The following is a 25,738-nucleotide window of genomic DNA, read 5'->3' on the forward strand; positions in this document are numbered from 1 at the left end:
GGATCGTGACCTCGTTTTGGACACCCGAGGTGAAACGAGACATCCGGAGCCGACCTGCCCGGTGGAGGTTGCACTCGCCGCCGTCGCCGGCCGATGGACGACGCTGCTCCTGCGAGAACTGATGCACGGACCCCGCTCCTTCAGTCAGCTTCGGGCCGCACTGCCCAGGCTGAGCGCAAAGGTCTTGAGTGAGCGGCTCGCCACGCTGGCGCGGGCCGACCTGGTCGAGTGCGAGCGCCAGAAGGGCTTCCCCTCTCATGCCGTCTACCAACTCACCCCAGTCGGCCGGACCCTCAGGCCACTCCTGATCGAGCTGTACCGGACTGGCGACGCGCTCCTCCGGGAGCGGGCGGGGGCCCGGCCGATCAAACCTCGGTGATGTCCGGACGGGCGTCGAGGCCGGTCGCGATCTGGGCCGGCAGCGGGTAGGCCCGTTCGACCGGCAGGTGAGCTGCTGCCGCCGGTTCGTCGCCGCAGCGCAGTAGTTCGTGCATGCGTTGAACGGTCGTGGTGATGTCCGTGATGGCCACTGTCCAGTCATCGACGTACCGGTCGACAGCGTCACCGGAGAGCCCGACCTGCAGCGACCGGTACGGCAGCGCCTCCTGCTGCAGCGATCGCTCAGGATCCCACTGCACGCGTACGGTGCTGGTCTTCAACTGCCGCGACCAGGTCGCCTTGTCGCCATGCAGGTCTCGGTCATAGCGACTCAGGCAGGCTCGCGCCAGCGCCCACTCAAATCCCTCCCGCGTGATGTCGATGGACAGTACGCGCTCCTGCCCTGGCTTGGTGGCCCAGCCGCAGCGGTACATCATCCACCGGAATGACGGCTTGATCCACGTCATCCGTTCTCGCTTGAAGGGAGCCACGAAACGGCCGGCTGCCACTGCTGGCAGCGCGATCTGCGGGGGATACGCCTGGTACACGGTGATGGTGTCGGTCGAGTAGCGAGCGCGGATCTGACGGGCGGGAATGAGCACAACCTGATCCTCACCGATCAGGACTCGACCGCTCCACCGATATGCGCGAGCGCGTGACCCGCACCGCACGCGGATCGTGTCATCCGATGATCTCGGTGGGGTCGGTGAGCCACACCTGCTGCCTGATGGGGGTGACGGTCACACCGATGTGCGGGCGGTGGGGTTTGCCATGCGCGCTCCACCGGCTGTGGAGGTCCTCCACCTCGGTCCACAGCCGCCGTGGGCCGCCCTGTTCCACCATGCGGGTGGAGATGTCGTGGTACGCCCACGAACCATCCGGGTGGACAAGCCACTGCACCGGGCCGTCCGTGCGGTCGATGTCGAGGCGGGCCACGCCCGGCAGTTGCAGCGCCACCAGCGCGGTCCACGCCTCGCCGTCGTCGGCCAGCGGGCCGGGTAGGCGGGTCTCGTGCCGGTCCCCGGTGGCCTGGGAGGCGGCGCGGACGAGCGCCGAGGTTCGCACGGTGGGGCAGGAGCGCAGCGGCATGAACGAGCCGTAGTCGTCGAGCAGGTGCCCGCTGGCTGCGCCGGTCTCGTCCACGGTCAGCCGCAGCAGCAGTCCACCGCCGATCTCGCGGTGCAGGCTGGTCAGGATCACCCCGCCGGGGCGGGTCTGTGCGAGCCAGCCCGCCGGCACCTGCGGCACCGAACAGGCGGCGATGATCCGGCCGTACGGGGCGTTGCCGGGGTGACCTGCCGCGCCGTCGGTGGCGGCCACGGTGGGGGCGTAGCCGACAGCGGCCAACGACCGCCGCGCCCGCCGCACCAGCCCGGCATCGATATCGGCGGTGGTGACCAGCGGCGAGCCGAGCCGGTGCGCGAGGAGTGCCGTCTTGTACCCGGTGCCGGTGCCGACCTCCAACACCCGGTGCCCGTCGGTCATGTCGAGTGCGTCCAGCATGACTGCCATGAGAGCCGGTTGGGTGCTGGAGCAGGTCGGCGCGCCGTCGACCGGGCCGTGGCGCCGGGACTCGTCCCAGCGGGAGTCGTTGCCGTCGAGCTGGGTAGGGAGCACGCGGTCGGAGTAGATCAGCTCCAGCGCCCCTGGATCGTTCGCGTCGGCCGCTTCGTACCGGCTGCGGTCTGGGTCTGGCGGAAGAAGCGGGGCAGGAACAGGTGGCGGGGCACAGCGGCAAACGCTGCCTGCCACGCCTCGGTGAGCCAGCCGTGGCCGGTCAGCTCGTGCACGAGCCGGTTGCGCGCCCATTCGGCGGTGGCCGTCATCTTGTCTCCTTGGTCAGAGCATCGGCTATCGCGGCGGAGATGGGCAGCCCGGTGGCGTCTTGCAGCCACGCCCACTGCCCATTTGGGTTGATCTCCAAAGGGCTTGACGCGTTCTCTCACCTCGAAGTCGTCTTTCGCTTTCACCTTACGGACCCGACGGACCTTAACCTCGGCGCCCGTCGGCCACGAGACAACCCGGACTGGCCGGAAGTGGGTATCTTTGGCCACCGAAACATGAGACGGATCAACTGGCTTGGTGTGTCGCGCTGCCGTCTACTCAAAGTGGATGGCCTAGACCTTCACGTTGAGGGGCTTGATGCGGTTGACGGCACACCGGTGCTTGATATCAAGCCATGGTTTGTTGAGTTCGGTCCTCGTGGCGAGGTGTGTCAAGCGCACTGGACGACCGACATGCTCGGTCACTACTTCGCCACGCAGTCACCCCGCAAGGAATAGGGAATTGGTCGCATTGGCCCTTCGGTGTGCTGAGGACGGCGGGATCGGAGAGCGCTCTCGCCGCTAGGGCGAGCCATGCGTGCTGTCATTACGTTCCGTTACATGCTCCGCGCGCAGTCGACCCGGGCCCGCCGATGAGCTGGACGAGCGCGTGCCTCCCCGCTCGGAGGGGAGTTGGTTGATCGGGGCAGCGCCACACCTCCCGACGGACGCCGTGGAGTTGACCCCGACGCGGCGTCATGGTTTGCGATGGTCGTATGAGCAAGGTGTCCTGGGCCTATTTGACCTCCTACGTCCTATCCATGCTGGGGAACTCCATCGCCGGGGTGGTCCTGCCGTTGCTGGTCCTGCAGATCACCGGCAGCGTGCTCGCCACCGGTGCGGTCGCCGTTGCCTCGGCGCTGCCCGCAGCCGTCGCGGGGCTGGTCATGGGCGTGGTGATCGACCGGATCAACCGGCGTACGGCCGCCGTGCTCACCGATGTGATCTCCGCGCTCTCGATTGCCGCACTGCCCTTGGTCGACGCCACCGTCGGGCTCGCGCTCGGCTGGTTCGTGCTGTTCGCGGTGATCGGCTCGTTCGGTGACGTGCCGGGGCTGACCGCCCGGGAAGCGATGATCCCGGGTGTCATCCGGACCGGGCGGACGAGCGCCGAGCGGTTGCTGGGACTACGCGAGGCGCTCGGCGCAATGGTCATGCTGATCGGGCCGGCGGTCGGGGCGGTGCTGATCGCGGCGTTTGACGGAGCCGCCGTGCTGTGGGTGACCGCGGCGACCTCGGCCTCGGCCGCGGCGGTCACGATGCTCATCCCGCGCGAGGCCGGCGTGGTCCCGGCTGCGGTGACCCCGGCAGACGAGGCCGTGCCGCAGCGGGTGATGCTGCGCGACGGCTGGCACACCCTGCGCCGTTCGCCGTTCCTGCTGGCCACCACCCTGATCAGTGCCGGTGTGGTGGTGGTTCTGGCCGGCTTTCAGGCGCTGGTCCTGCCGGTATACTTCACCCTGCAGCAGCGGCCTGAGCTGCTCGGACTGGTGCTCAGCTCGCTCGCTGTCGGGCTGCTGATCGGCGGCGGGACGTACGCCGCGGCGGGCAGCCGGGGCCGGCGGCGTAGCTGGTTCCTGACCGGAGTGCTGATCATGATCGCCGGCTTCAGCGCTATGGCGACGCTGGCGAGCCCGTGGCTCGTGCTCGGCGCTGCGGCCCTGGTCGGGCTCGGCAACGGGCTGTTCGGCAGCCTGATCGGCGTGCTCATGGTCGAGCGAATTCCGGACGCGATGCGCGGTCGGGTGATGAGCCTCCAGAACTCGCTGCTCACCCTCGCCCCGGCACTCGGCATGGGCGGTGCCGCGCTGCTGGTCGCGGAGTTCAGCGCTCGGACCGGCGCGATCGTCCTCGCCCTCATCTGGCTCATCACCGGCGTCGCCGCGATCGGCGCACGGGCACTGCGCGACCTGGAACCAAGGCCGGCACCCGAGGCCGAACTAGTAAGTTGACCTGGAGGAACGGATGAACAGCGGCGAAATCGCCCGGCTGGCCGGAGTCAGCGTCCGCACCCTGCGGCACTACCACCAGGTTGGGGTCCTTCCCGAGCCGGCACGGCGGGCGAACGGCTATCGCGAGTACACGGTGCACGACCTGGTGCTGCTGCTGCGCATCCGGCGGCTGGCCGAGATCGGCATCCCCCTCGACGAAATTCCGCCGATACTGGGGGCCAGCGACCGGGCCCACGCTGTCCTCGACGAGCTCGATCGCGAACTGGCCGACCAGATCGATCGGCTCACCGCCCGCCGCGAGGTGATCGCCCAGCTTCGCGCCGCCGGAGCCGCCGCGGACACGCCGTCGGAACTGGCCGGCCTGCTCGCGAGCATTGGCAGCGGCGGCGGCCCGGACCTGCCGCCAGAGATACTCAAACACGACCGCGAGGTAATCCTGCTGCTGCACCACCTCCTGGACAACAAGGGGCGGGCCGCGTTGATCGGTCTGCTCAGGCAGGCCACCGAGCCGGACGTGCTGGCGGCCACCACCGCGCTGGCCGCCCGGTTCGCCGCGCTCGGGCCGGACACCGGCGATGAGGAGATCGACCGGCTGGTCGCCGACTACCACCTCGCCTTGCGCCCGCTGAGCGTCGACGGGTGGACGGAGTTGGATCCGCGGACCCGTGCGCTGCTCATGTCGTACCAGGAAGTGGCTTTCAATGACGCCCAGCGTGAGCTTCTCGTCCGGCTGGCCAGTGCCGATCAACCGTGAACGACTGCGCCGTACCCGCACCCGTCGTCACCCCGGCTGACCTGGGCGTGGGACGGATCAGCACCGGCTCGCTACTCCTTTGCAGCCCCGGCGGCAGCAGTGGAAACAGCCGTGGCCGTCCGCGACGGCCCTACCGGGCGACGGGGCCTACGTCCTACGCGAAGATCAATGCCTGGTCGTAGAACGTCGGGCCACCCATTCCGGATGGCCCGACGTCGTACTGCTGTTGCTCAGGCCGAGCAACTGGTGGTGGAGGTGGTGCTGCTGCAGGTCGAGGTGGTGGCCGACGAGGAGCAGGAGGCGAGGATCGCCTCGGACGCGTCGGCGTAGTCGGAGATCGCGAAGGTCTCCGACTCCAGCTCCATGATCTCCTCGGCGAGGGCGTTGAGGTCGGTGTCGTGCTCCATGGTGACTCCTCCCGGTCGCGGCCGGCCGGCTTGTCCGGTCGGCCCACCGCAAGCACACCCCAGGGCGCTTACCGATCGCGTGGTGCCGCTGTCACACATCACTGTCGCCCGATGTCAGTGGAATGACAGCGGCGTCGGCTTGGCTGACCCCATGGCACTCGTAGCAGCCGATGCCGCCGAGTCGGCCGGCCCGCCGGTTGGTCGGGAGATCATTGCCGCCGCGGCCCGGCTCTACCGCGACCTGCATGCGCATCCGGAGCTCTCCGGGGCGGAGGAGCGCACCGCGGCTCGCTTCGCGGCTGCGCTACGGGGGGTTGGGTACCAGGTCACGACCGGAGTCGGTGGGCATGGCGTGGTCGGGGTCCTGCGGAACGGGGCCGGCCCGACCGTCCTGATCCGGGCAGAGCTCGACGCGCTTCCGGTCGCCGAGGAGACCGGCCTGCCGTACGCCAGCACCGCTACCGGCGTAGCCGCCGACGGCCGGACCGTACCGGTCATGCACGCCTGCGGGCACGACCTGCACCTGGCCGCGGCGGCCGGCGCCGCCGCCCACCTGGCCCAGGGCCGGGACGGCTGGCGGGGGACGCTGCTGATCCTGGGACAGCCGGCCGAGGAGACCCTGCACGGTGCGGCGGCCCTGATCGCCGACGGCCTCTACGAGCGGTTCGGCCGACCCGACCTGCTCCTGGCCCAGCATGCCGCGCCGCTACCGGCGGGAATGGTCGCCCACGGCGCCGGCGCGATGACGGCCGGCTGTATCACTGTGGACGTCACCGTACCCGGACGGGGTGGGCACGCGGCCACCCCGCACCTCTGCGTGGATCCCGTGGTGCTCGCCGCGAACATCGTCGTGCAGTTGCAGGCGCTGGTGGCCCGCCAGGTCAACCCGGCTGATCAGGTGGCGCTGACCGTCGGAACGCTGCGCGCCGGCCACCATCCGGGGGTCATCGCCGACGAGGCCGCCCTCGGGCTGACGATTCGGGCGTTGCGTGAGCCGACCCTGGACCGGGTGCTGGACAGTGTGACCCGAGTCGTGCGGGCCGCCGGTGCGGCCGCCGGCAGCCCGCGCGAGCCGACGGTACGTGTCGTCTCGCGCACTCCTGGCTATGTGGGGGATCCGGCGGTGACTGCCCGGGTACGGGATGCCCACGCGGGCGTGTTCGGGTCGGAGCGGGTGGGCTGGTGGCCACCGTCCCTGGCGGCGGAGGACTTTCCGCTGCTGGCCGCCGGGGGGATACCGAGCAGCTACTGGATGCTCGGCACGGTGGGGCCGCGACAGTGGCGGAGGGCGCCCGGGGCCAACGCGGCCGAGAAGCTGGGCAACCTGCCGACGAATCACAGCCCGGCCTTCGCTCCCAGCGTGGAGCTGGCGCTGCCGACCGGTGTGACGGCCCTGGTGGTTGCGGCCCGACCGCTGCTCGCCAGCAGCTGACCAGCAGCCCAGGTGATGCTGGTGGGGGTGGACTGGCTGCCGGGGCAGGTGTTGGTGCTGGTGTAGCCGGCGTGCCACTGTCGGCGCCAGCCCCGTCCCCAGCTGATCGTACAGATTGTCACCCCAGGCGCGGATGGTGTCCGACGCGGCGGGGACGGTGACAGTGTGTTCTGGGCGACCGCAGGCGACACGGCGATCGTCTGCGTGACCGCTACCGCCATCGTGAGCAGACACCATCCGGCGATGGCCCATCGCGCCCAGCCGCGCCGGAGTCATGGGCTGACTGCTGGCCGAGCTTCCGCATCGCTCCAACCCTCAGGTGGACAAGAGTCGCTAACCGGACAGGCGCTATTGCTGACAGCTATCCATCCTGTTCGTGGAGAAATGCCGCAGCCACCGCGACCAAGACTGATGGCTGAGGTCAGGGCCGGGTGCCGGAGTCGCGGCGGATCACGCTGAACTGGCCGTCCGACTCCATTCGCATCTCCCGGACGTCAGCCAGGCTGTCGATGCCCTGCTCGCGTAGCTGCCCGTACAACTCGTCTTCGGTGACCAACTCCCGGCGCATGTTGCGGTGCAACATCCGGCCATCGCGGACCAGGGCCAGTGGTTTCGGTCGGATCAGTCGGGCGGCGGGTTGCCAGCGGTAGGCGACGGCGTCGAGCAGGTACGCCCAACCGATGATCACCGCGACCAGAAGCACCCCGTCGGCGAGTGAGGTGTAGCCGTTCGCCATGCCGTTCTGCGCGGCGTCGGCGATCAGCACGATGACCAGCAGGTCGGTCATACCGGTGGTGCCGCTCTCCCGCTTCAGCAGGACCCGCAGCAGGAAGAACAGCGTCAGGTACATCACGCTGCCCCGGACGATGATCTCCAACAGCGGAGCGTCCGGCGTGAAGACCGCCCGCCAGTCGACCACGGCAGCGGCTACCCGACGACGGCTGCGTCATGCCGGTGAGCTCAGCGCGTTGCTCCGCCACACCTTTCCCAGTCCTGCCGCCACTGCCGTTCATCCGGTTCGCCCGCGGCGGCCACCAGCGCCTCCAGTGTGCCGATCAGCCCGACCTCGGGCGCGGTGCCGGTCACCGCGACCAGCCGCCGGATCTCGGCGCTACGGCGTCGAACGACCTCGCCGACCAGATCCCGGCCCGCGACAGTCAGGCTGAGCCAGGACACCCGGCGGTCGCTCTCGCCGGTCCGTCGGGTCACCAGCCCCCGTCGGGCCAGACGATCACAGGCGCGGGTGACGGTGGAGGGATGGACGTGCAGGCTCGTGGCGAGGTCAACGACCCGGACCGGCCCCCCGGAGACGAGAAGGACCAGAATTCGGTACTGCGACATCGTGAGGTCGACATCGAGGGCGTCGAGCGTACGGACGGTGACGCCGACCAGGGAGCGGCACAGCGCTGCCAGCGCGTCTACCAGTGGTTCGTCTACCTGAGGCTCGTCCACCGCCGTCGACGACCCCATTGGCTCCACGTAGAGTCGCATCGGCCCATAGTTACACGGATACTCGCACCACGGTCGGGGGCGATCATGGATAACACCGGCTCCATCAGTCGGCGGGAGCAGCGGGCCGCGAGCTGGGAGCGTCTGACCGCGCTGCCGTTGACCGTTTTCTCTCTGGTCTTCCTGGCCGCATACGCTGCGCCGATCCTGGATCCGCAGCTCAGCCCGGCGTGGATCACGGTCTGTCAGGTGACCACGCTCACCACCTGGCTGGTGTTCTGGCTCGACATGGCTGTTCGATTCATCCTGCACACACAGCGGCGACGCTTCCTCCGGGAGCACCTGTTCGACCTCGCCGTTCTGCTCCTGCCGATGCTCCGTCCGCTGCGGGCGCTGCGGTTGGTGACAGTGGTGCTCTCGCTCAGCCGGCGGACCGAGGCCTGGGTTCGCGGCCGGCTCGGCATCTACGTCGCCGCCACCACGGTGTTGCTGGTGGGCGTGGCCTCCCTGGCGGTCCTGGACGCCGAGCGGCAGGCTCCGGACCCGTCCATCACCAACTACGGCGATGCCCTCTGGTGGGCGGCCGTGACCATCACGACTGTCGGCTATGGCGACTTCTATCCGGTCACCCCGGAGGGGCGGCTGGTGGCGGTCGGCCTGATGATCGGCGGCATCGGGCTGATCGGTTTCGTGACCGGCTCGCTCGCCACCTGGATCGTGGACCGGGTGACCGGGCGGGACCGGCACCCGGCAGCGACCGCCGAGGACGTCGCGGCGCTGCGCCAGGAGATCGCGGCGCTGCGCCAGCAGCTCGACCCGTCGGTCGGCGCCGGCTCCGCCGACGCGGTGGCCCCGCCGGTGCAGCCGGCCCGGACGACCCACACCTGACGGGAAACCTTCGGCGGATGGCACCGCCCGTCGGGGCGGTGTCGGCCGACGGCGACGCGATCGGGTGTTGTCCCGGCGTGCCGGCGCTCGCGGCGGCATGGAGCCGCTGGTATGGATGGCATGGCCGACCAGCATTGGTTCTTGGAAGCGGTGGACCTCCTGGTGCGAGTGGTGGAGGCCGCCGGCATCCTCATCATCTTCGTCGGGGCGATGCTGGCGTTCGTCCGGTTCTTACTTGCGGGGTTGTGGCACCGGCGGAGCCGGGCGTTCGTGCCGATCCGGCTGACTCTCGGCCGGTTCCTGACCCTCGGGCTGGAGTTTCAACTCGCCTCGGACATTATGCGTACCTCGGTCGCCCCAACCCTGGTGGACATCTCCGAGCTGGCCGCGGTGGCGGCGATCCGAACCGCCCTGAACTTCTTCCTCGCCCGTGAGCTCAAGCAGGAGCGCCGCGAGATCGCCGAGTTCGGCTCGCACCGGTCCGCCGACCCGAACCGGGCGGGTGAGGAGCCCACCACGTGAGCACCCTGGTCGAGTACGCCACCCTGGCCTGTATCGCCGCGGGCATCGGCTCGGCCGCGGTGGTCCTGCTGGTGTCCCGGGATGGGCTTCTAGCCCTGCACGTCGGCCTCGACCTGTGGTTGGCCGCCAGTCTGCTGCGGCTCGCCCCGGCACCGGTGGGGGAGAACCTGCTCTACGTGGTGGCGATCATAGTGATCCGTCAGCTGGTCCGAGTGGGTTTGACCGCCGGCCGCAGCCAGCCCGGGCCAGCGGAGCGTGGGTTGTCGCAGCGCCCCTCCGTCCGCTAGGCGCACCGCCGTCAGTCGTCCTGCCGCCAACTGCCCGTTCCGATGGCGGAGCCGAGCGCTTTCCAGCGTTGACGGCGTCTTACCACGTCGGCGCGGCACCCGGGCCGGTTTGCCGGTAGTTCCGCCGCCGGTGCCGCCGCCGGTCGCACGATGGGTGGTACGAGCGCCGGCACGCCAGGTGCCGGTGGTGAAGCTACCGGGGGTAGCAAGGTGCAGGAGGTTGTGGTCTCGCCGGTGGAGGAGATCGGCGGGGTGCTGCCGGGGCTGGCCGAGCAGGTGTGGACCAACGCCCGGGAGGAACCGGAGGCGGTGCAGTTCGTCCGGCCCGCACCGGTGTCCCGCGCCTGGCCCGCACGGCGCTCGGTGCGCGGTGGGGATGTGCCGGTGACGTGTGCCCAGTTCCGGGACGACGTGCTCAGCCTCGCCCGCGGCTTCCTCGCGGCCGGGGTGGGGCACGGTGACCGGGTCGGGCTGGTCAGCCGCACCCGGTACGAGTGGACCCTGGTCGACTACGCCCTCTGGGCGATCGGGGCGGTGTCGGTGCCGGTGTTCGAGACGGCCAGCGCGGACCAGCTCGGGTGGATCCTGTCGGACGCGGGCGTGGTGGGCTGCGTGGTGGAGACCGCCGGCCAGGCCGAGCTGGTCGCCGGCCAACGTTCGGAGCTGCCAGCGCTGCGCGCCGTGTGGCAGATCGACGCCGGTGATCTGATCGATCTGACCGACCAGGGGCGTGCGGTTGACGCCGCGGTGGTTGACGGCCGGCGTCGTCGGGTGACCGGCGGTGACATGGCCACGATCGTCTACACCAGCGGCACGACCGGTCGGCCAAAGGGCTGTGTGCTGACCCACCGTTCCATCCACTGCGACGTGAGCGCCGCGGTCTCGGTGCTGCCGCAGCTGCTACACGCCGGGGCGACCACGGTGTTGTTCCTGCCGTTGGCGCACGCGTTCGCCCGGATGATCCAGGTCGGGGTGGTGCAGACCCGGAGCACCATGGTGCACACCGCCGACATCGCGGGTGTGCTGGAGCAGCTGCGCCGGCACCGGCCGACGTTCGTCCTGGCGGTGCCCCGGGTCTTCGAGAAGCTGCACAGTCGGGCCCGGCAGAGGGCCGAGGAGAGCCACCGGGGCTGGTTGTTCCGGCTCGCCGAGCGGGTGGCGGTGCGGTACAGCCACGGCCTCGATCGTTCCTGGGGCCCGAACCCCCTGCTCCGGCTCGCCCGAGGCGGGTTCGACCTGCTGGTGTACCGGAAGCTGCGGGCCGCCCTGGGTGGTCGATGCTCCGCGGCGATTGTCGGCGGCGCGCCGCTCGGCGAATGGCTGGGACATTTCTTCCGGGGCGCGGGCCTGCTGGTGCTGGAGGGGTACGGACTCACCGAGGCCTCCCCGGCGTTGACGGCGAACACGCCGACGACACAGCGGATCGGTACGGTCGGTCGACCCCTGCCGGGGGTGAGGATCCAGATCGCCGACGATGGTGAGATCCTCGCCCGCGGCGATCCGGTCTTCCCGGGGTATTGGAACAACGCGGAAGCAACCCGGGCGGTGTTCACCCAGGACGGGTGGATGCGGACCGGTGACCTGGGAGAGCTCGACTCGGACGGATTTCTGCGGATCACCGGGCGGCAGAAGGAGATCATCGTTACCGCCTCGGGGCAGAATCTCGCGCCCGCGCCGATCGAGGAGGCGATCCGCGCGCACCCGTTGGTCAGCCAGTGCATGTTGATCGGCGACGGTCGCCCCTACGTCGTCGCGCTGATCACCATCGATCCGTCCGCCTGGGATCGCTGGCGTTCCGAGCACGGCCGCTCGGACGACGCGACCGTGGCCGAGCTGCGGGACGACCCGGAGCTGTGTGGCGAGATCCAGGCGGCCGTCGACCGCGCGAACGCGACCGTTTCCCGGGCCGAGCAGGTCAAGACCTTCCGCATCCTGCCCCGGGATCTCACCGAGTCCGATGGCGAACTCACCCCCATTCTCAAGATCAAAAAAAGTGTGGTCGAGGAACACTTCAGCGAGGATGTCAACGCCCTGTACCAGGGCCACTGAGCTGGGCGGGGCGCTCGCGTCCGTGCCCGGCAACAGGGCCCACCGAACCGGGTGGGCGCTGGCGTCCGTTGGGCCCGGGCGGAGCTGACGTCCGTCCGGGCGAGGGCCGCGACGGGGGAGCCGTGGCGGCGTACCGGAAGGGGTGCCATGGCAGCCGGCTTCATCGGCGTGGTGATCGTGCTTGTCGTTCTGGCGCTGCTCGGCGCCCTGAGCCTGCGGATCGTGCAGCAGTACGAACGCGGGGTGGTCTTCCGCTTCGGACGGGTGGTGCTGCCCGTCCGGGAACCCGGCCTGCGGCTGATCATTCCAATCGTGGACCGGATGGTCCGGGTGAGCATGCAGACCACGGTGATCGACGTGCCGGCGCAGGGAGCGATCACGCGGGACAACGTGACCCTCAAGGTTGACGCGGTGGTCTACTTCCGGGTAGTGGACCCGGTGAAGGCCCTGGTGAACGTGGAGAAGTATCCGGCAGCGGTGCTCCAGATCTCGCAGACCGCGCTGCGCTCGGTGATCGGCAAGGTGGACCTGGACACCCTCCTCGCCGACCGGGACAAGGTCAACGCCGACCTCAAGTCGGTGATCGACGACCCGACCGAGGGGCCGTGGGGGCTGAACATCGAGCGGGTCGAGGTCAAGGACGTCTCGCTGCCGGAGGGGATGAAGCGGTCGATGTCCCGGCAGGCCGAGGCCGAACGGGACCGACGGGCCCGGGTCATCGCCGCCGACGGCGAGTACCAGGCGTCCCGGCGGCTCGCCGACGCCTCCCAGACCATGGCCAACACCCCGGGGGCCTACCAACTGCGGCTGCTCCAGACCGTGTCCGATGTGGCGGCGGAGAAGAACAGCACCCTGGTGATGCCCTTCCCGGTGGAGCTGCTGCGCTTCTTCGACAAGTACGCCCGCGGCGCCCCGACCGACCAGGAGGAGGCGGAGCAGGCAGCCGCGTTGGCCGGTGACGGGCACCGCCGCGACGGCGGGCCGCGTCCGGCCCGCTGAACGGCTACCATCGGCCGCATGATCTGGCGACATTGATCCACCGCTGAGTGCCCTTCCCGTGGGCCACCGCGGTCGCCGTACCTCCGGCGTCCGCACTCACCCCACGGGAAGAAACGATGATCTTCGACACGACTCCACTGCGAGGTGGCCCGCACCCGGGCCCGATCGCCTCGCCCGACCGGCGGGTCCGGTCACTCGCGGCGGCCCTCTACGGGTACGCGTTCCTGCGCGACCTCGTCCTGCTCTACCCCGTCTACCCGCTGCTGTTCACCGACACCGGTCTGACGGTGTGGCAGATCTCGACCCTGTTCGTCATCTGGTCGGCCAGTTCGATCGTGCTGGAGGTCCCCTCCGGGGCGTTGGCCGACGCCGTCTCCCGGCGGCTGCTGCTCTGCCTCGCGCCGCTGGTGACCGCCGTCGGCTTCGCGCTCTGGACACTCGTGCCCTCGTACCCGGCCTTCGCGGTGGGCTTCCTGCTCTGGGGAGTCGGCGGCGCGCTCGCCTCCGGTGCATTGGAGGCCCTGGTCTACACCGGCCTGGACCGGCTCGGCGCGGCCAGCCGGTACGCCCGTGTCATCGGTCGGGCCCGCACCGCGGAAACCCTCGGTGTGTTGGCCTCCCTCGTGTTGGCGGCGCCGGTACTCGCCCTCGGCGGCTACCCCGCTCTCGGCGTGGCGAGCGTCCTGGCCTGCCTGGTGGCCGCCGCCGTCGCCACCCGCCTACCGGAGCACCGCGAGCCGGCCGCCGGGCCGGGCACCGACCTCGACGACGGCGAACCCGGCTGGTGGTTCTCCCTGCGGGGCGGGCTGGCCGAGGCGCACGCCGACCGGACGGTGCGCGCGGCGGTGCTGCTGGTCGCCGCCGTCGCCGCCGGATGGGGGGCGCTCGACGAGTACCTTCCGCTGTTGGCCCGAGACGTCGGGGCGAGCGGGCCGACCGTGCCGTTGCTGCTCGTACTCACCTGGGTCGGTGTCGCCGTCGGCGGTCTGCTCGCCCCGGCGGGGGAGCGGCTGGGCCGTCGCGGGTACGCCGGCCTGATCGGTGGGGCCGCCGGGGCGCTCGCCGCCGGCGCGCTGATCGGTCACCCGGTCGGTTTCCTGCTGGTGGGCGTCGCCTTCTGCGGTTTCCAACTGGCCACTGTGCTCGCCGACGTCCGGCTCCAGGCGCGGATCGGCGGCCCGGCCCGCGCCACCGTAACCTCGCTCGCCGGGATGGCGACCGACACGACGATCATGGCGTGCTACGTCGGGTACGGCCTGCTCGCCACCGTCGCCGGCAACCGGGTCGCGTTCGCGGTGGCGGTGGCGCCCTACCTTGTCGTGGCGCTGCTGGTGGCCGTCGTCCGACCGGTCCGCCGATGACCCAGGCTGTGGATGTGACGGCAGGTACGGCGGTCCGTGTCGTCGCCCCGGCCCGCCCGGTGGAGCTGCTGCGCTTCTTCGGCAGGTACGCGGGCGGCGCCCCGACCGACCAGGACGAGGCCCGGGCGGAGCGGGGCGCCCCGGACGTGTCAGACGACCGATGCCGTACGCAGCGGTCGCCAGGCGATGACAGCGATGAGCGCCAGCACGGCGGCGGCGGTCCAGAACGGTGTGGTGAGTCCCCACGCCCCGGCGAGCAGGCCGCCGAGAAGCGAACCGAGGGCCGCTCCGCCGAGATCGAGTAGCGAGTAGACGCTGCCGACCCGGCCGAGCAGGTGCGCGGGCACGACGCGTTGGCGCAGCGTAACCACGATGACGCCCCAGACCATGGTGTGGATCCCGAAGACGATCAGAACGGCGGCGGCGAGGAGTGGGGTTGTGGTGATCGCCAGGGTGACGTGGGTGACGAACTCGACGACGAGGCCCGCGCGGAGCAGGGTGCCGGCCCCGACGATCCGTTGTAGCCGCGGCGCGAGGACGGTACCGACCAACCCGCCGACGGCGAAGGTGGTCAGGAGGAAGCCGAAACCGAGGTCGGACAGGCCCAGTCGCTGCCGGGCGTAGAGGACCAGGGTGGCGAAGGCGGCGCAGAACGCGAGGTTCGCCAGCCCCATACTCACCGCTAGCGTACGCAGCAGTCGATGTCCGAACAGCCAGCGGACACCGTCGGTGATCTCCTCCCGCAGGCTCCGGCGCGGTGCCGCCGGCGGGAGCGCGGGGACCGGCCGGATCGTCGCCACCAGCGCCGCGGCCACGGCGAAGGTCAGGGCGTTGACGCCGAACGGCGCGGCGGCGGCGATGACGAACAGCCACGCCCCCAGCGGCTTGGCGACGAACTGGTTGGCGATGGTGAAGGTCGCCATCAGCCGGGCGTTGGCGCTGGCCAGCTGGTCCGGTGCCACGATGGCGGGCAGGAACGCGCCGGCGGCGGTGTCGGCCAGGGTCTCCCCGGTGCCGAGGAGGAAGAACACCGCGTAGACCAGAGCGACCGTGGCGGTGTCGGTGGCGACAGCGAGGGTCAGCGCGGTGAGTGCCGCGGCGCGCAGCGCGTTGACGGCCACCACCAGCTTGCGGCGGTCCAGCCGGTCCACGTAGGCGCCACTGATCAGGGCGAACAGCAGCCAGGGCAGTTGTTGGACGAAGACAGCGCCACCGATGAGCGCCGGATTGGTGGTGATGGAGGCGACCAGCAGCGGACCGGCCGCCATGGTGACTCCGTCACCGATGTTGGATACGGCTGAGGCGGTCCACAGCTTGGTGAAATCCGCGCCGAGACGCGCGGATACAAGGGCACGCAAAATAGCTCCTCGAGCAAGGGAAAACGGTCGTGGTGGGAGCGACCGCTTCGCGGCGAGGAGCGCCACACCGTGGGGTCCGAGCCCGACGGTGGAACCGGCTAGCGCGCGGTGTGCTCTCGCGGCGAAGCGGTGACCGTGACCTTGCCCTGGCGCATGCCAACTCCTAACTGTCGATCACGGCCAGGATAGCTGCGATCGGGGGCGGATGCGAGAACCGCTCAGCTGACCCGGCGACGCCGATGGATGCGGGGCCGCCGGTCCGGCCGGCGAACCCGACCGTGGGTGTGGCAGCGTGTACGGGTGCCCACCGTCGACGTTGACCTCGCCCTGGTCGGAGGGGGCGGCGCGGGCTCCCTCGTGCTCGCCGCCCTGGCCCGGCGGGGTGTGCGTGGCCTACGGGTGGCGGTGATCGATCCGGTGCAGCGTCGCGGGGCGGACCGGACCTGGGCCTTCTGGGGCCGACCCGACGACGGGCTCGACCCGCTGCTGACCGCGAGCTGGTCACAGGTGGAGGTGACGACCCCCGAGCGGCACCGCGTGCTCGACCTCGCCCCACTGCGGTACGCGATGCTGCGCTCGGCCCCCGTCTACGACCGGGCCGCCCGCGCCGAGCGGCGGCTCGGCGCGGTCCGCGTCGGCGCCCCGGCCGAGGCGGTCGAGGACGATGGCGACCGGGTCACCGTCCACGCCGGCGGATCGACGCTGCGGGCAGCCTGGGTCCTCGACTCCCGGCCGCGCCCACCCCGGCGGGCCGGGCGTACCAACTGGCTGCAGCACTTCCGTGGCTGGTGGCTCGAGGCCGACCGGCCGCTCTTCGACCCGGGTCGGGCGGTGCTGATGGACTTCCGCACCCCGCAGCCGGATCGGGGGGTCTCGTTCGGGTACGTGCTGCCGGTCAACGACCGGTACGCGTTGGTCGAGTACACCGAGTTCACCCCCGGCCTACTCACCGACGCCGGCTACGACGCGGCGCTGGCCGCGTACCGGGACCGGCTCGGGCTGGACCCGGCCCGGCTGCGAGTGCGGGAGGTGGAGAACGGGGTGATCCCGATGACCGACGGTCCGTTCGACCCGCGGCCCTCGCCCCGGGTGGTCCGCCTCGGCACCGGCGGTGGCGCCACCCGACCCTCCACCGGCTTCACATTCGCCGCCATGCACCGGCAGGCGGGGCAGATCGCCGCGGCGCTCGCCGCCGGGCGGGCACCGGTGCCGGCACCCGCGTACCCCCGCCGGCACCGGTGGCTGGACGCGGTCGCGCTGCGCGCGTTGGACCGTGGCCCGCTGGCGGGCCCCGACTTCTTCGACCGGCTCTTCGACCGCAACCCGACCGACCGGGTGCTGCGCTTCCTGGACGGGACCACCAGCCCGGCCGAGGAGGCCGCGCTGATGGGCACCACCCGGCTGGCGCCGATGCTCGCCGCCACCGCCGGTGATGCCGCCGCCCGGCTGCGGGACCGGCTCCTGCCCTGGCGGCGTCCCACCGCCGGGCAGATCCCGCCGCCGGTCACCGGCGCGCCGCGACACCTCCAGCCGGACGAGTGACCCACGCCGCCGGACCTGCGTGCCGCGGTTCACTCCCGGTTCGGGTCAACGGCCCCGGACACGTCAGCCACGTCGTAACCGGCCCGACTGATCTCCCGCGCCGATCGCCGGTCTTCGGCGGGCAGGTCCGCGAAGTCGTCACCGACGTCCTCGGTCTGCGGCAGCGACTCGCCCGGCGGCCGAAGCGACGCCTCCAGCGCCGGGACGCCGTCCGGTTCGTCCGTGTCGGCCAGGTCGAAGCGGTGTTGCTCGGTCATGGCGCACTCCCGCCCGTTGGCTTGCGGTGACCGCCCCGGCCACCGCACCTGCCGCGGTGACCGAAGCCGGCTTACCCCGGGCTCACCTACCCGGACGCCGCCCGGGGAAACGCGGGGAGCCGTCGCGGGCGCGCCGTGGGGCTGCCCAGTGCCTGGGTCGGCTGCGCCGCGGCGGAAGACCGGTGGCCCGGTCGCCGCGGGCCGCATCCAGCTGTGACTGGTGCACGAAGAGAGCGCCCGACAGGTCCGCGCCACGTAGGTCGGCCCCGCGTAGGTCCGCGCCGGTGAGGTCCGCGCCGGTCAGATCAACTCGGCGTAGGTCGGCACCGACCAGCTGGGCGCCGCGCAGACTCGCCCGACGCAGGTCCACTCGGCGCAGGTCGGCGCCGAGCAGGGCGGCGCCGCGGCGGTCGACGCCGGGCCGGCCACCCCGGGCCCGGGCCTGGTCGCCGGCTTGGGCCAGCAGCGGAACGACTCCGCGCCGGTGCGCGTCGACGGCCAGCGACCGCAGCGACTCCGGGTCGCCGCCGGCCAGCCGGTCGGTGGCGGCGAGCGCCTCAGCCAGCGCGGCCCGCAGTGGCGCGGGCAGCTCCATCGTCAGCGCCTCGGTCAGATGCCAGAGCAGTTCGTGGAGCGGCCGTACCACGGTGAAGATGTCGAACATCGCCTGGGCGGTGGGCTGGTCGTCCCGCCAGTCTCGCCCCCCGAAGGTCACCTGGGTCACCCGCTGACCGGCGCCGAAGCAGTCGAAGACGGTGCAGCCGGGGAAGCCGCGGCTGCGTAGGTCGGTGTGGATTCCGCAGCGGAGGTCCGGCCGTAGGTTCGGGCAGGGACGCCCGGCCGGCTTGTCGATCGCGAAGTCGGCCGAGGCGGCGAAGGCGGGCGCCACGCAGCAGATCCCCACGCATCGGGAGCAGTCGGCGCGCAGCTCCTCCGGACCGACCGCTGTCATGGTGACCGATCCTCCTGCCGTGGCACTCGATGCGAACCTCCGATTGTGCCACGGCGTCGGACGTGCACCGGTTTGCGGTGACTGCGTGGTGGCGTTCATCCACGAACATCGACTTAGTTTCGGCAGGGGATTGTGCCCTCCCGACCTTCTCTGACATCCTCCCGGATGGACGCTGCCAGTGACGGTTGCCAATCCCGGAGGCCGCGCTGCGGCGACGCCTTCTTCGGGAGGAACCTTGTGAAGCGCAGACGTCGCCAGCTACTTGCCGGACTAGCGATCGTCGCCCTCGCCGCGACGACGGGTGTTGCCGGAATCCACCTCGCCGGCACCGAAGTGCCGGCCGCCGCCGCGGCGACCGGGGACGGCGAGTTACCGAACGCCCTCGGGGCCCACCTGGAGCAGATGCGTCGGTCGATACCGGGCAACGACGGTATGTCGGTGGACGGTCCGGGCGGCGCCGCACAGCAGGAGTTCCTCAAGCGGGCCTACCCGGCCAACGAGGTGAGCCTCGCCGAGGTCGACCGCTCGAAGGCGGCGTTCGCGGCGGCGGAGCGCCGGTTCCGGGGCGGCCAACGGTGGACCAACGTCGGGCCGAGTGAGGCGGTGTACCCGTTCACCGAGTACCGCAACGCCTTCAACTACGTTCCCAACGAGTACGTCGCCGGTGGCCGGGTGACCTCTCTCGACATCAGCCCCGACTGCAACCGGTGGCTCTGCCGGGCGTACGCCACGCCCTCCGGTGGTGGCGTCTGGGGCACGCTCAACATCCTCGTCGCCGAGCCGAAGTGGTTCTACCTGGGCGGGCCCCTCGGCATCAACGCGGCCGGATCGGTCAAGATCGACCGTAATGACCGGACCGGGCTCACCATCTACGTCGGTACCGGTGAGGCCAATATCTGCGGCTCCGGGTGTGTCGCCGGTGTCGGTCTCTACCGCTCCACCAACGGCGGTCTGACCTGGCAGGGCCCGCTCGGCAAGGAGGTGCTCGCCGGCAAGGGAATCGCCGAGATCACCATCGAGCCGGACGACCCGAAGACGATCTACGTCGCCACCACCACCGCGTTGCGCGGCATGTCCAGCGCCTGCTGCACGGGCGTGACCCGACCGGTGCCCGACGCCGAGAAGTGGGGGCTCTACAAGACCACCGACGGTGGCGAGAACTGGAGCTTCATCCACAACGGTTCGGCCGCTGCCACCGACTGCACCGGCGACGCCGAGGAGTTCGGCAACAACGCGGTCTGCTCGCCACGCGGCGTCCGCTACGTCAAGCTCGACCCGGAGAACTCCGACATCGTGTACGCGTCGTCGTACGCCCGTGGTGTCTGGCGCTCCCCGGACGCCGGAGCCAGCTGGACGCAGATCAAGCCGTCGCTCAACCCGGACCTGTTCCAGACCCGGGCCGCCATCGACGTCACCGCCCTGCCCAACGGCAAGACCCGGATGTACGTCTACGAGGGTAACTTCGGCAACCCGTACTCGCGGTTGCTGCGCAGCGACGACGTGGCCGGCGGAACCCCCACGTTCACCGATCTGAGCAGCTCGAACCCGGCAGACCCGGGGTACGCCACCTACAACCAGTGCACCGGCCAGTGCTGGTACGACATGTTCGTGCACACCCCGCCGGGGCATCCGGACATCGTCTACACCGGTGGCTCCTATGTCTACGGTGAGACGGTCGCGCACAAGCGGGCCGTCGTCCTCTCCACCGACGCCGGGGTCAGCGGCACCGACATGACCTTCGATGGCACCGACGAGCTGCACCCGAACGGGCTGCACCCGGACCAGCACGCGATCGTGACCCACCCGCGTGACCCGTACCAGTTCTTCGAGGCCAACGACGGCGGGATCATGCGCTCCAGCGGTGACTTCGTCGACCGATCCGCCTGGTGTGACAACCCGGACCGCAACCTGACCACGGCGGCCCAGCAGGATCGCTGCAAGCAGATGCTCTCCCGGATTCCGAGCAAGCTGGAGAGCGTCAACAAGGGCATGAACACGCTGCAGTTCATCAGCCTGTCGGTCAGCCCGCACGACGTGAACCTGCTGCAGGGCGGCACCCAGGACAACGGGACCTGGGAGAACAACGGCGAGCGGCGGCGCTGGTCGAACACGATGATCGGTGACGGCGGCGCCTCCGGCTTCGACGTCGGTAAGCCCGAGTTCCGCTTCCACACCTTCTTCAACGCGTCGCCGGAGGTGAACTTCGCCGGTGGTGACATCGCCGAGTGGATCTGGACCGCGGATCCGATCTACGGCCAGCCGGGCACCCTCTTCTACGCGCCGGTGATCAGTGACCCGGTGGTCAGCGGCACGATGTTCGCCGGTACCGGTCGCTCGGTGTACCGGACGAAGACCTTCGGTCTGGGCGACCGGAGCATCGAGGAGGCCAACCGGATCTGCAACACCTGGACCGGTACCTTCGAGGAGCAGTGCGGGGACTGGGAGGAGTTGGGCCCCACGCCGCTCACCGACGGGGCGTGGGGGGACCGGGCCGGCGGGGCGGTCTCGGTGGTCCAGCGGGTCGACACCGACTCCGCCACCGCCTACGCGGCCACCAGCACCGGTCGGGTCTTCGTCAGCCACAACGTTGACGCCGAGTCGGCCGCCGAGGTGACCTGGACCCGGATAGACAACCCGGAGACCCCGAACCGCTTCGTCACCAGTGTCCACATCGACCCGGATGACCCGAACCGGGCGTGGGTCTCCTACAGCGGCTTCAACTCGAACACGCCGGAGACGCTCGGGCACGCCTTCGAGGTGACGACCGCCGGCACGACGGCGACCTGGACCGACCGTTCGCATGACTTCGGCGATCAGCCGATCACCGACCTGGTCCGGGACGACGTCACCGGTGACCTGTACGCCTCGACCGACTTCGGTGTGTTGCGGCTGGCCGAGGGGGCAAGCAGCTGGACCAAGGCCGGCGGTGGCATGCCGAATGTGGAGGTCGCCGGGCTCACCATCGTGCCGGGCGAGCGGGTGCTCTACGCGGCCTCGCACGGCCTCGGCGCCTGGCAGCTCAACCTGAAGTAGGTCGATCATTCACACCACCAACCGGGTGGGGGGCCGCACCAGCGGCCCCCCACCGCTGTCCGGGAGGATCGGCCGGATCTGGCGTGCCCTGGGTGCGTTCTTCGTTGTGCTCGTCTTCGTCCCGCCGCTCCTGCTACTGGTCTCGGGCTCGCTCACCGAGCCCGGCCTGCCACCGTCCCCCACCCCGCAGTTGATTCCCGATCCCGTCTCCACCGCCGGCTACCAACAGGCCCTGGCGGTCGGCGGGGTGCTGCGGGCCGCGCTCAACTCGCTGCTGGTCGCGGTCGTCGCCGTGCCGCTGAGTGTGCTGGTCGCCGCGCTGGCCGGCTTCGCGCTGGCCCGGCTCGCGCCCCGGCGGGCCGCGCTCGTCGTGGTGGCCTCCCTGGTGGCCCTGATGGTGCCGGCCACCGCACTGCTGGTACCCCGGTTCGCGATCTTCCGCGTGCTCGGGCTGACCGATACGCTGGTGCCCTTGATCGCACCGGCGCTGTTGGGTACCTCACCGCTCTATGTCCTGGTCTACTACCTGGCCTTCCGGGCGTTGCCGCGGGACCTCCACGACGCCTGTCTGGTGGAGGATATGACTCCGATGGGCATCTGGTGGCGGGTCGCGCTCCCGATGGTGCGTCCGGTCACCGCCGCGATCACCGCCCTGACCTTCGTGTTCACCTGGTCGAACTTCCTCGATCCACTGATCTATGTGTACGACCGTGACCTGTTCACCCTGCCCTTGGCGCTGCGTTCGCTGTCGGTGCTGGATCCGACGAATTTCCCGGTGTTCCTGGCCGGGGCGGTCCTGGCAACCGGCCCCGCCGTGCTGGTCTTCGGGTTCGCCCAGCGCCGATTCTTCCACCACGACGACCAGACAGGACGGAACCGGCCATGAGAAGACCCAAGGCGCTGCTGGCGGCGCTGCTCGCGACGGTGCTCTTCGGGTCCGGCTGCGCGACCGGACCCGGGGCCGCCGCCGACGGGCCGGTGCGGCTGCTGGTCTTCGGTGCTCCCGAGGAACTGGCCGCGTATCGCACGCTGATCGAGGCGTACGGTCAGGCGCGGCCCGGTAGCGAGGTGCAGCTGATCGAGGCGAGCGACCGCAAGGACCTGCTGGCCCGGCTCGCCACCTCGGTCGCCGGGGGCGCCCCACCGGACCTGTTCCTGATGAACTACCGCTTCTATGGCCAGTTCGCCGCGAAGAACGTGGTGGAGCCCCTGGACGAGCGGATCGCCGCCTCCGAGAAGGTGAATCCCGCTGACTACTATCCGGTGGCGATGGAGGCCTTCAGCTGGGGCGGTAAACAGCTCTGCCTGCCGCAGAACGTCTCCAGCCTCGCCGTGTACTACAACCGCACCCTCTTCGCCAAATACCAGGTCTCCGAGCCGAAGGCGGGCTGGACCTGGAACGACATGGTCGGGACCGCCATCGCGATGACCCGGGACGACCGTGGTGTGGTGGTCAGGGGCACCGAGAGCGAGGGGGCCGCTGCCCGCCCGGCCGTGCACGGGCTCGGCGTCGAGCCGTCGATCATCCGGGTCGCCCCGTTCACGTGGTCCGCCGGTGGTGAGATCGTCGATGACCCGGACCGACCGACCCGCCTCACCCTGGACACCCCGACCGGCCGGGAGGCGCTGAAGAACCTGGTCGACCTCCGCCAGGCGTACGGGGTGGTGCCCACCGACGAGGAGGTCGAGGCGGAGGACGACGAGTCCCGCTTCGCCAACGGTCGACTCGCCATGCTGATGTCCTCGCGGCGCTCCACCACCACCTTTCGCTCAATCACCGACTTCGAGTGGGACGTCGCCCCGCTGCCGGTCTACCAGGACCAGGTCGGGGTGCTGCACTCGGACGCGTACTGCATGACCCGGGGTGCCAAGCGTAAGGACGCGGCGTGGCGGTTCCTGGAGTTCGCCATCTCCGCCGAGGGGCAGCAGATCATCGCCGCCACCGGGCGGACGGTGCCGTCGCACATCGGTGTCTCGCAGTCCCCGGTGTTCCTCGACTCGTCCCAGCCGCCGCGCAACGCGACGGTCTTCCTCGACACGATTCCCACTCTCCGGACGTTGCCGACCATCTCCACCTGGCCGGAGGTCGAGGACGTGACCGCCGGGATCCTGGAGAACGCGCTGTACCGGGGCGACCGGTTGGACGAGGTCATCCGCGCCCTCGATGAGCAGACCCGCCCACTGTTCGCCCGTGGTGAGCACGGGTGAGCGATGCCGGTCTGACCCATGACGCCGGACTGACTCTGGACGGAGTGAGTGCCGCCTACCGGGGCGTCACCGTTCTGCAGCAGATGCGGCTGACCGTGGCCCGGGGAGAACTCCTGGTGGTACTCGGCCCCTCCGGCGCCGGCAAGTCGACGCTGTTGCGGGTGGTGGCCGGCCTGGAGCCGGTCACCACCGGGCGGGTCTGGATCGCCGGCCGGGATGTCACCGCCGACCGTCCGGGCCGGCGCAACGTGTCGATGGTCTTCCAGTCGTACGCCCTCTTTCCCCACCTGACCGTCGCCGAGAACATCGCGTTCGGCCTGGTGGTGCGGGATGTCCCGAAGGCGGCGGCCCGGGAACGGGCCCGGGCCGCCGCCGAGCAGGTCGGCGCGGCACACCTGCTCGGCCGGCGACCCGGGCAGCTCTCCGGCGGCGAGCGACAGCGCGTCGCGTTGGCCCGGGCGTTGGTGCGGGAGCCGGACGTCTTCCTCCTCGACGAGCCGCTGTCCAACCTCGACCTTGCGCTGCGGGTACAGATGCGGGCCGAGTTGCGGGCCCTGCACGAGCGGCTCGGCGCCACGATGGTGCACGTCACCCACGATCAAACCGAGGCGCTGGTGCTGGCCGACCGGATCGCGGTGCTGCGCGACGGCCGGGTGGAGCAGGTTGGTACGCCGGACGAGATCTGGCACACCCCGGCGAGCCGGTTCGTGGCTGGCTTTGTCGGCTCCCCGGCGATGAACGTGCTCCCCAGCTCCGGCCCGATCCACCCGTCCGGTGCTCCGCCGGCGGGGATGGCCGGCGACCGGGAGATCGGATTCCGCCCGGAGGCGGTGGTGTTGGGGGGATCCGACGGCGTGCCGGCGACCGTTGACCGGGTTGAGGTGGTCGGCACGGACGCCTACGCCTACCTCACCCTCCGCGCCGGGAACCCGGTGGTGGCCCGGGTGCCCGCCGCCCACCGGCCCGCGCGCGGGGATGCGGTTCGAGTCGGGGTCCGCTGGACTGATACGCACGTCTTCGACGCCACCACCGGGCTGCGGTGTACCTCTTGAGGGTGAGTAGGGAGCGGTCACGCGCCGGGGCAGGGCCGGCGGCGCGTGGGCACCGGCAGGTGGCGGTGATGCTGGCGCCGTATCTGGTCGGCCTGGTCGGTCTGGTGTTGTTCCCCGCCGCGGTCACACTCGCCCTGGCCTTCACCGAATACGACCTGGTCAATCCGCCGAGCTGGGCCGGGTTGGCGAACATCTCCGAGTTGGTGACGGACCCGGTGTTCCGGGTCGCGCTGACCAACTCGCTGGTGTTCGCGTTGGTGGCGGTGCCGCTTCGGGTGCTGCTCGCACTGGGCCTGGCGCTGCTGCTGCATCGCCGGTCGTTCGGGAGCCGTCCCGCCCGGGTCGCGGCGCTGCTGCCGACCGCGGTACCCGAGATCGCCTATGGCCTGCTCTGGCTCTGGCTGTTCAACCCCTTGTACGGCCCGATCAACCAGCTGTTGCGGGTCGGCGGCGAGAACGGGTTGACCGTGCTGGGTCGTACCCCGCCGCAGTGGCTCACCGATCCCACCGACGCCCGCGCCGCGATCATCCTGATGAGCGTCTTCACCATGGGCGAGACCTTCGTGGTGTTGCTCGCCGCCCGGCGGGCCCTGCCAGCGGATGTCTATGCGGTGGCGGCCTTGGAGGACGCGACCGGTTGGGACGTCTTCCGCCGGGTCACCCTGCCGCTGATGGCGCCGGTGTTGGCCCTGCTGGTGGTGCGGGATCTGATCGCCAGCCTGCACTTCTCCTTTGTGCCGGCGTTCGTGGTGACCGATGGTGGCCCACCGCCGTATGCCACCACCTACCTGTCGTTGTTCATCTACCGCACCGGGTTCGAGTACCTGCGCTACGGCTATGCCGCCGCCGCGACGTTGGTGATGATGCTGCTGACGGTGGCGGCGGTGGTGCTGCAGTGGCGGCTGTTCCGCCGCTACCGGGCCTTCTATCGGCTGTGATCACTCAGGGCCTGTCGGTTCCGTGGCTTCCGTCGGACTCTTAATCCGCGGGTTCGGGGTTCGAGTCCCTGGCGGCGCACCAACGAGCAAGGCCCTG

Annotated in this window: 24 protein-coding genes and 3 pseudogenes; 17 read left to right on the forward strand and 10 right to left on the reverse strand. The window is 70.6% G+C overall.

The genetic code is table 11. The features are described from left to right. Positions 1 to 61 precede the first annotated feature (61 nt). Entirely contained in the window at positions 62 to 379 is a 318-nt protein-coding gene (locus SALPAC3_RS0101990) for a winged helix-turn-helix transcriptional regulator (RefSeq protein ID WP_018219595.1), read from the forward strand. On the opposite strand, the gene SALPAC3_RS0101995 is transcribed toward SALPAC3_RS0101990, so the two are convergent. The 3 genes and pseudogenes from SALPAC3_RS0101995 to SALPAC3_RS29330 all read right to left on the reverse strand — a co-directional run. After that, positions 366 to 980, reverse strand: a complete 615-nt coding sequence (locus SALPAC3_RS0101995; protein WP_018219596.1) for a DUF4291 domain-containing protein — start codon at positions 978 to 980, stop codon at positions 366 to 368. The two genes, SALPAC3_RS0101990 and SALPAC3_RS0101995, sit on opposite strands and share 14 nt — an antisense overlap. A gap of 79 nt (positions 981 to 1,059) precedes the next feature. After that, positions 1,060 to 2,204, reverse strand: a pseudogene (gene tgmC, locus SALPAC3_RS26530) (ATP-grasp peptide maturase system methyltransferase). After that, positions 2,201 to 2,302: pseudogene (locus SALPAC3_RS29330) on the reverse strand (ATP-grasp ribosomal peptide maturase); the annotation flags it as partial. The pseudogenes SALPAC3_RS29330 and tgmC, both read right to left, overlap by 4 nt. Here SALPAC3_RS29330 and SALPAC3_RS26535 point away from each other — a divergent pair. From SALPAC3_RS26535 to SALPAC3_RS0102010, 3 genes are all read left to right on the forward strand, one after another. Continuing rightward, the gene (locus SALPAC3_RS26535; RefSeq protein ID WP_408640395.1) at positions 2,256 to 2,660 is read left to right on the forward strand and encodes an SAM-dependent methyltransferase; all 405 of its coding nucleotides are present in this window, start codon (positions 2,256 to 2,258) and stop codon (positions 2,658 to 2,660) included. The pseudogene SALPAC3_RS29330 and the gene SALPAC3_RS26535 sit on opposite strands and share 47 nt — an antisense overlap. A 257-nt stretch (positions 2,661 to 2,917) precedes the next feature. After that, positions 2,918 to 4,153 carry an MFS transporter gene (locus SALPAC3_RS0102005; RefSeq protein ID WP_018219599.1) on the forward strand — a complete coding sequence of 412 codons (1,236 nt, stop codon included), beginning with the start codon at positions 2,918 to 2,920 and terminating at the stop codon, positions 4,151 to 4,153. A 13-nt stretch (positions 4,154 to 4,166) separates the two neighbouring features. Continuing rightward, the gene (locus SALPAC3_RS0102010) at positions 4,167 to 4,907 is read left to right on the forward strand and encodes a MerR family transcriptional regulator (protein WP_018219600.1); all 741 of its coding nucleotides are present in this window, start codon (positions 4,167 to 4,169) and stop codon (positions 4,905 to 4,907) included. Positions 4,908 to 5,137: 230 nt separating this feature from the next. On the opposite strand, the gene SALPAC3_RS0102015 is transcribed toward SALPAC3_RS0102010, so the two are convergent. Continuing rightward, the gene (locus tag SALPAC3_RS0102015) at positions 5,138 to 5,314 is read right to left on the reverse strand and encodes a thiazolylpeptide-type bacteriocin (protein ID WP_018215603.1); all 177 of its coding nucleotides are present in this window, start codon (positions 5,312 to 5,314) and stop codon (positions 5,138 to 5,140) included. A gap of 151 nt (positions 5,315 to 5,465) precedes the next feature. Here SALPAC3_RS0102015 and SALPAC3_RS0102020 point away from each other — a divergent pair, with 151 nt between their 5' ends. Next, entirely contained in the window at positions 5,466 to 6,746 is a 1,281-nt protein-coding gene (locus SALPAC3_RS0102020) for an amidohydrolase (RefSeq protein ID WP_018219601.1), read from the forward strand. Positions 6,747 to 6,771: 25 nt separating this feature from the next. On the opposite strand, the pseudogene SALPAC3_RS28540 reads toward SALPAC3_RS0102020, so the two are convergent. The 3 genes and pseudogenes from SALPAC3_RS28540 to SALPAC3_RS0102030 form a co-directional block, all read right to left on the reverse strand. Next, positions 6,772 to 7,050: pseudogene (locus SALPAC3_RS28540) on the reverse strand (cell wall anchor protein); the annotation flags it as partial. Between the two features lie 117 nt (positions 7,051 to 7,167). Next, the gene (locus tag SALPAC3_RS0102025; protein ID WP_018219602.1) at positions 7,168 to 7,665 is read right to left on the reverse strand and encodes a DUF421 domain-containing protein; all 498 of its coding nucleotides are present in this window, start codon (positions 7,663 to 7,665) and stop codon (positions 7,168 to 7,170) included. Positions 7,666 to 7,706: 41 nt separating this feature from the next. Next, complete coding sequence (locus tag SALPAC3_RS0102030; RefSeq protein ID WP_026185153.1) at positions 7,707 to 8,237, reverse strand: MarR family winged helix-turn-helix transcriptional regulator; 531 nt, start codon at positions 8,235 to 8,237, stop codon at positions 7,707 to 7,709. A 45-nt stretch (positions 8,238 to 8,282) separates the two neighbouring features. Between SALPAC3_RS0102030 and SALPAC3_RS0102035 the strand changes: the two genes are divergently transcribed. From SALPAC3_RS0102035 to SALPAC3_RS0102060, 6 genes are all read left to right on the forward strand, one after another. Further along, a complete protein-coding gene (locus SALPAC3_RS0102035) occupies positions 8,283 to 9,083 on the forward strand; it encodes a potassium channel family protein (protein ID WP_018219604.1) in 801 nt (266 codons plus the stop codon). Between the two features lie 111 nt (positions 9,084 to 9,194). After that, a complete protein-coding gene (locus SALPAC3_RS0102040) occupies positions 9,195 to 9,605 on the forward strand; it encodes a DUF1622 domain-containing protein (RefSeq protein ID WP_018219605.1) in 411 nt (136 codons plus the stop codon). Beyond that, the gene (locus SALPAC3_RS0102045; protein WP_018219606.1) at positions 9,602 to 9,892 is read left to right on the forward strand and encodes a hypothetical protein; all 291 of its coding nucleotides are present in this window, start codon (positions 9,602 to 9,604) and stop codon (positions 9,890 to 9,892) included. The genes SALPAC3_RS0102040 and SALPAC3_RS0102045 overlap by 4 nt, the downstream gene beginning before the upstream one ends. Before the next feature lie 150 nt (positions 9,893 to 10,042). After that, the gene (locus SALPAC3_RS0102050; RefSeq protein ID WP_018219607.1) at positions 10,043 to 11,941 is read left to right on the forward strand and encodes an AMP-dependent synthetase/ligase; all 1,899 of its coding nucleotides are present in this window, start codon (positions 10,043 to 10,045) and stop codon (positions 11,939 to 11,941) included. Between the two features lie 147 nt (positions 11,942 to 12,088). After that, complete coding sequence (locus tag SALPAC3_RS0102055) at positions 12,089 to 12,940, forward strand: slipin family protein (protein ID WP_018219608.1); 852 nt, start codon at positions 12,089 to 12,091, stop codon at positions 12,938 to 12,940. A gap of 116 nt (positions 12,941 to 13,056) precedes the next feature. Then, entirely contained in the window at positions 13,057 to 14,301 is a 1,245-nt protein-coding gene (locus SALPAC3_RS0102060; protein ID WP_018219609.1) for an MFS transporter, read from the forward strand. Positions 14,302 to 14,450: 149 nt separating this feature from the next. Here the strand turns inward: SALPAC3_RS0102060 and SALPAC3_RS0102065 are convergent, their stop codons facing one another. Beyond that, a complete protein-coding gene (locus SALPAC3_RS0102065) occupies positions 14,451 to 15,659 on the reverse strand; it encodes an MFS transporter (protein ID WP_026185155.1) in 1,209 nt (402 codons plus the stop codon). A 243-nt stretch (positions 15,660 to 15,902) separates the two neighbouring features. Here SALPAC3_RS0102065 and SALPAC3_RS0102070 point away from each other — a divergent pair, with 243 nt between their 5' ends. Further along, the gene (locus SALPAC3_RS0102070; RefSeq protein ID WP_018828280.1) at positions 15,903 to 17,201 is read left to right on the forward strand and encodes a lycopene cyclase family protein; all 1,299 of its coding nucleotides are present in this window, start codon (positions 15,903 to 15,905) and stop codon (positions 17,199 to 17,201) included. A gap of 29 nt (positions 17,202 to 17,230) precedes the next feature. Here SALPAC3_RS0102070 and SALPAC3_RS0102075 read toward each other — a convergent pair whose 3' ends face one another. Continuing rightward, entirely contained in the window at positions 17,231 to 17,458 is a 228-nt protein-coding gene (locus SALPAC3_RS0102075; RefSeq protein ID WP_018219612.1) for a hypothetical protein, read from the reverse strand. 82 nt (positions 17,459 to 17,540) lie between these two features. Then, positions 17,541 to 18,410, reverse strand: a complete 870-nt coding sequence (locus SALPAC3_RS0102080) for a pentapeptide repeat-containing protein (protein WP_018219613.1) — start codon at positions 18,408 to 18,410, stop codon at positions 17,541 to 17,543. 237 nt (positions 18,411 to 18,647) lie between these two features. Here SALPAC3_RS0102080 and SALPAC3_RS0102085 point away from each other — a divergent pair, with 237 nt between their 5' ends. The 5 genes from SALPAC3_RS0102085 (at position 18,648) to SALPAC3_RS0102105 (ending at position 25,641) form a co-directional block, all read left to right on the forward strand. After that, positions 18,648 to 21,443, forward strand: coding sequence for a WD40/YVTN/BNR-like repeat-containing protein (locus tag SALPAC3_RS0102085; RefSeq protein WP_018219614.1), 2,796 nt, complete (start codon positions 18,648 to 18,650; stop codon positions 21,441 to 21,443). A 25-nt stretch (positions 21,444 to 21,468) separates the two neighbouring features. Next, positions 21,469 to 22,329, forward strand: a complete 861-nt coding sequence (locus tag SALPAC3_RS0102090; protein WP_018219615.1) for a carbohydrate ABC transporter permease — start codon at positions 21,469 to 21,471, stop codon at positions 22,327 to 22,329. Then, on the forward strand, positions 22,326 to 23,651 hold the full coding sequence (locus tag SALPAC3_RS0102095; protein ID WP_018219616.1) for an ABC transporter substrate-binding protein: 1,326 nt from the start codon (positions 22,326 to 22,328) through the stop codon (positions 23,649 to 23,651). The genes SALPAC3_RS0102090 and SALPAC3_RS0102095 overlap by 4 nt, the downstream gene beginning before the upstream one ends. Continuing rightward, positions 23,648 to 24,703 carry an ABC transporter ATP-binding protein gene (locus tag SALPAC3_RS0102100; RefSeq protein ID WP_018219617.1) on the forward strand — a complete coding sequence of 352 codons (1,056 nt, stop codon included), beginning with the start codon at positions 23,648 to 23,650 and terminating at the stop codon, positions 24,701 to 24,703. The genes SALPAC3_RS0102095 and SALPAC3_RS0102100 overlap by 4 nt, the downstream gene beginning before the upstream one ends. A gap of 68 nt (positions 24,704 to 24,771) precedes the next feature. Further along, complete coding sequence (locus SALPAC3_RS0102105) at positions 24,772 to 25,641, forward strand: carbohydrate ABC transporter permease (protein WP_018219618.1); 870 nt, start codon at positions 24,772 to 24,774, stop codon at positions 25,639 to 25,641. Positions 25,642 to 25,738: the final 97 nt, after the last annotated feature.

It is taken from the genome of Salinispora pacifica DSM 45544 (assembly GCF_000378845.1).
GTDB lineage: Bacteria > Actinomycetota > Actinomycetes > Mycobacteriales > Micromonosporaceae > Micromonospora > Micromonospora pacifica.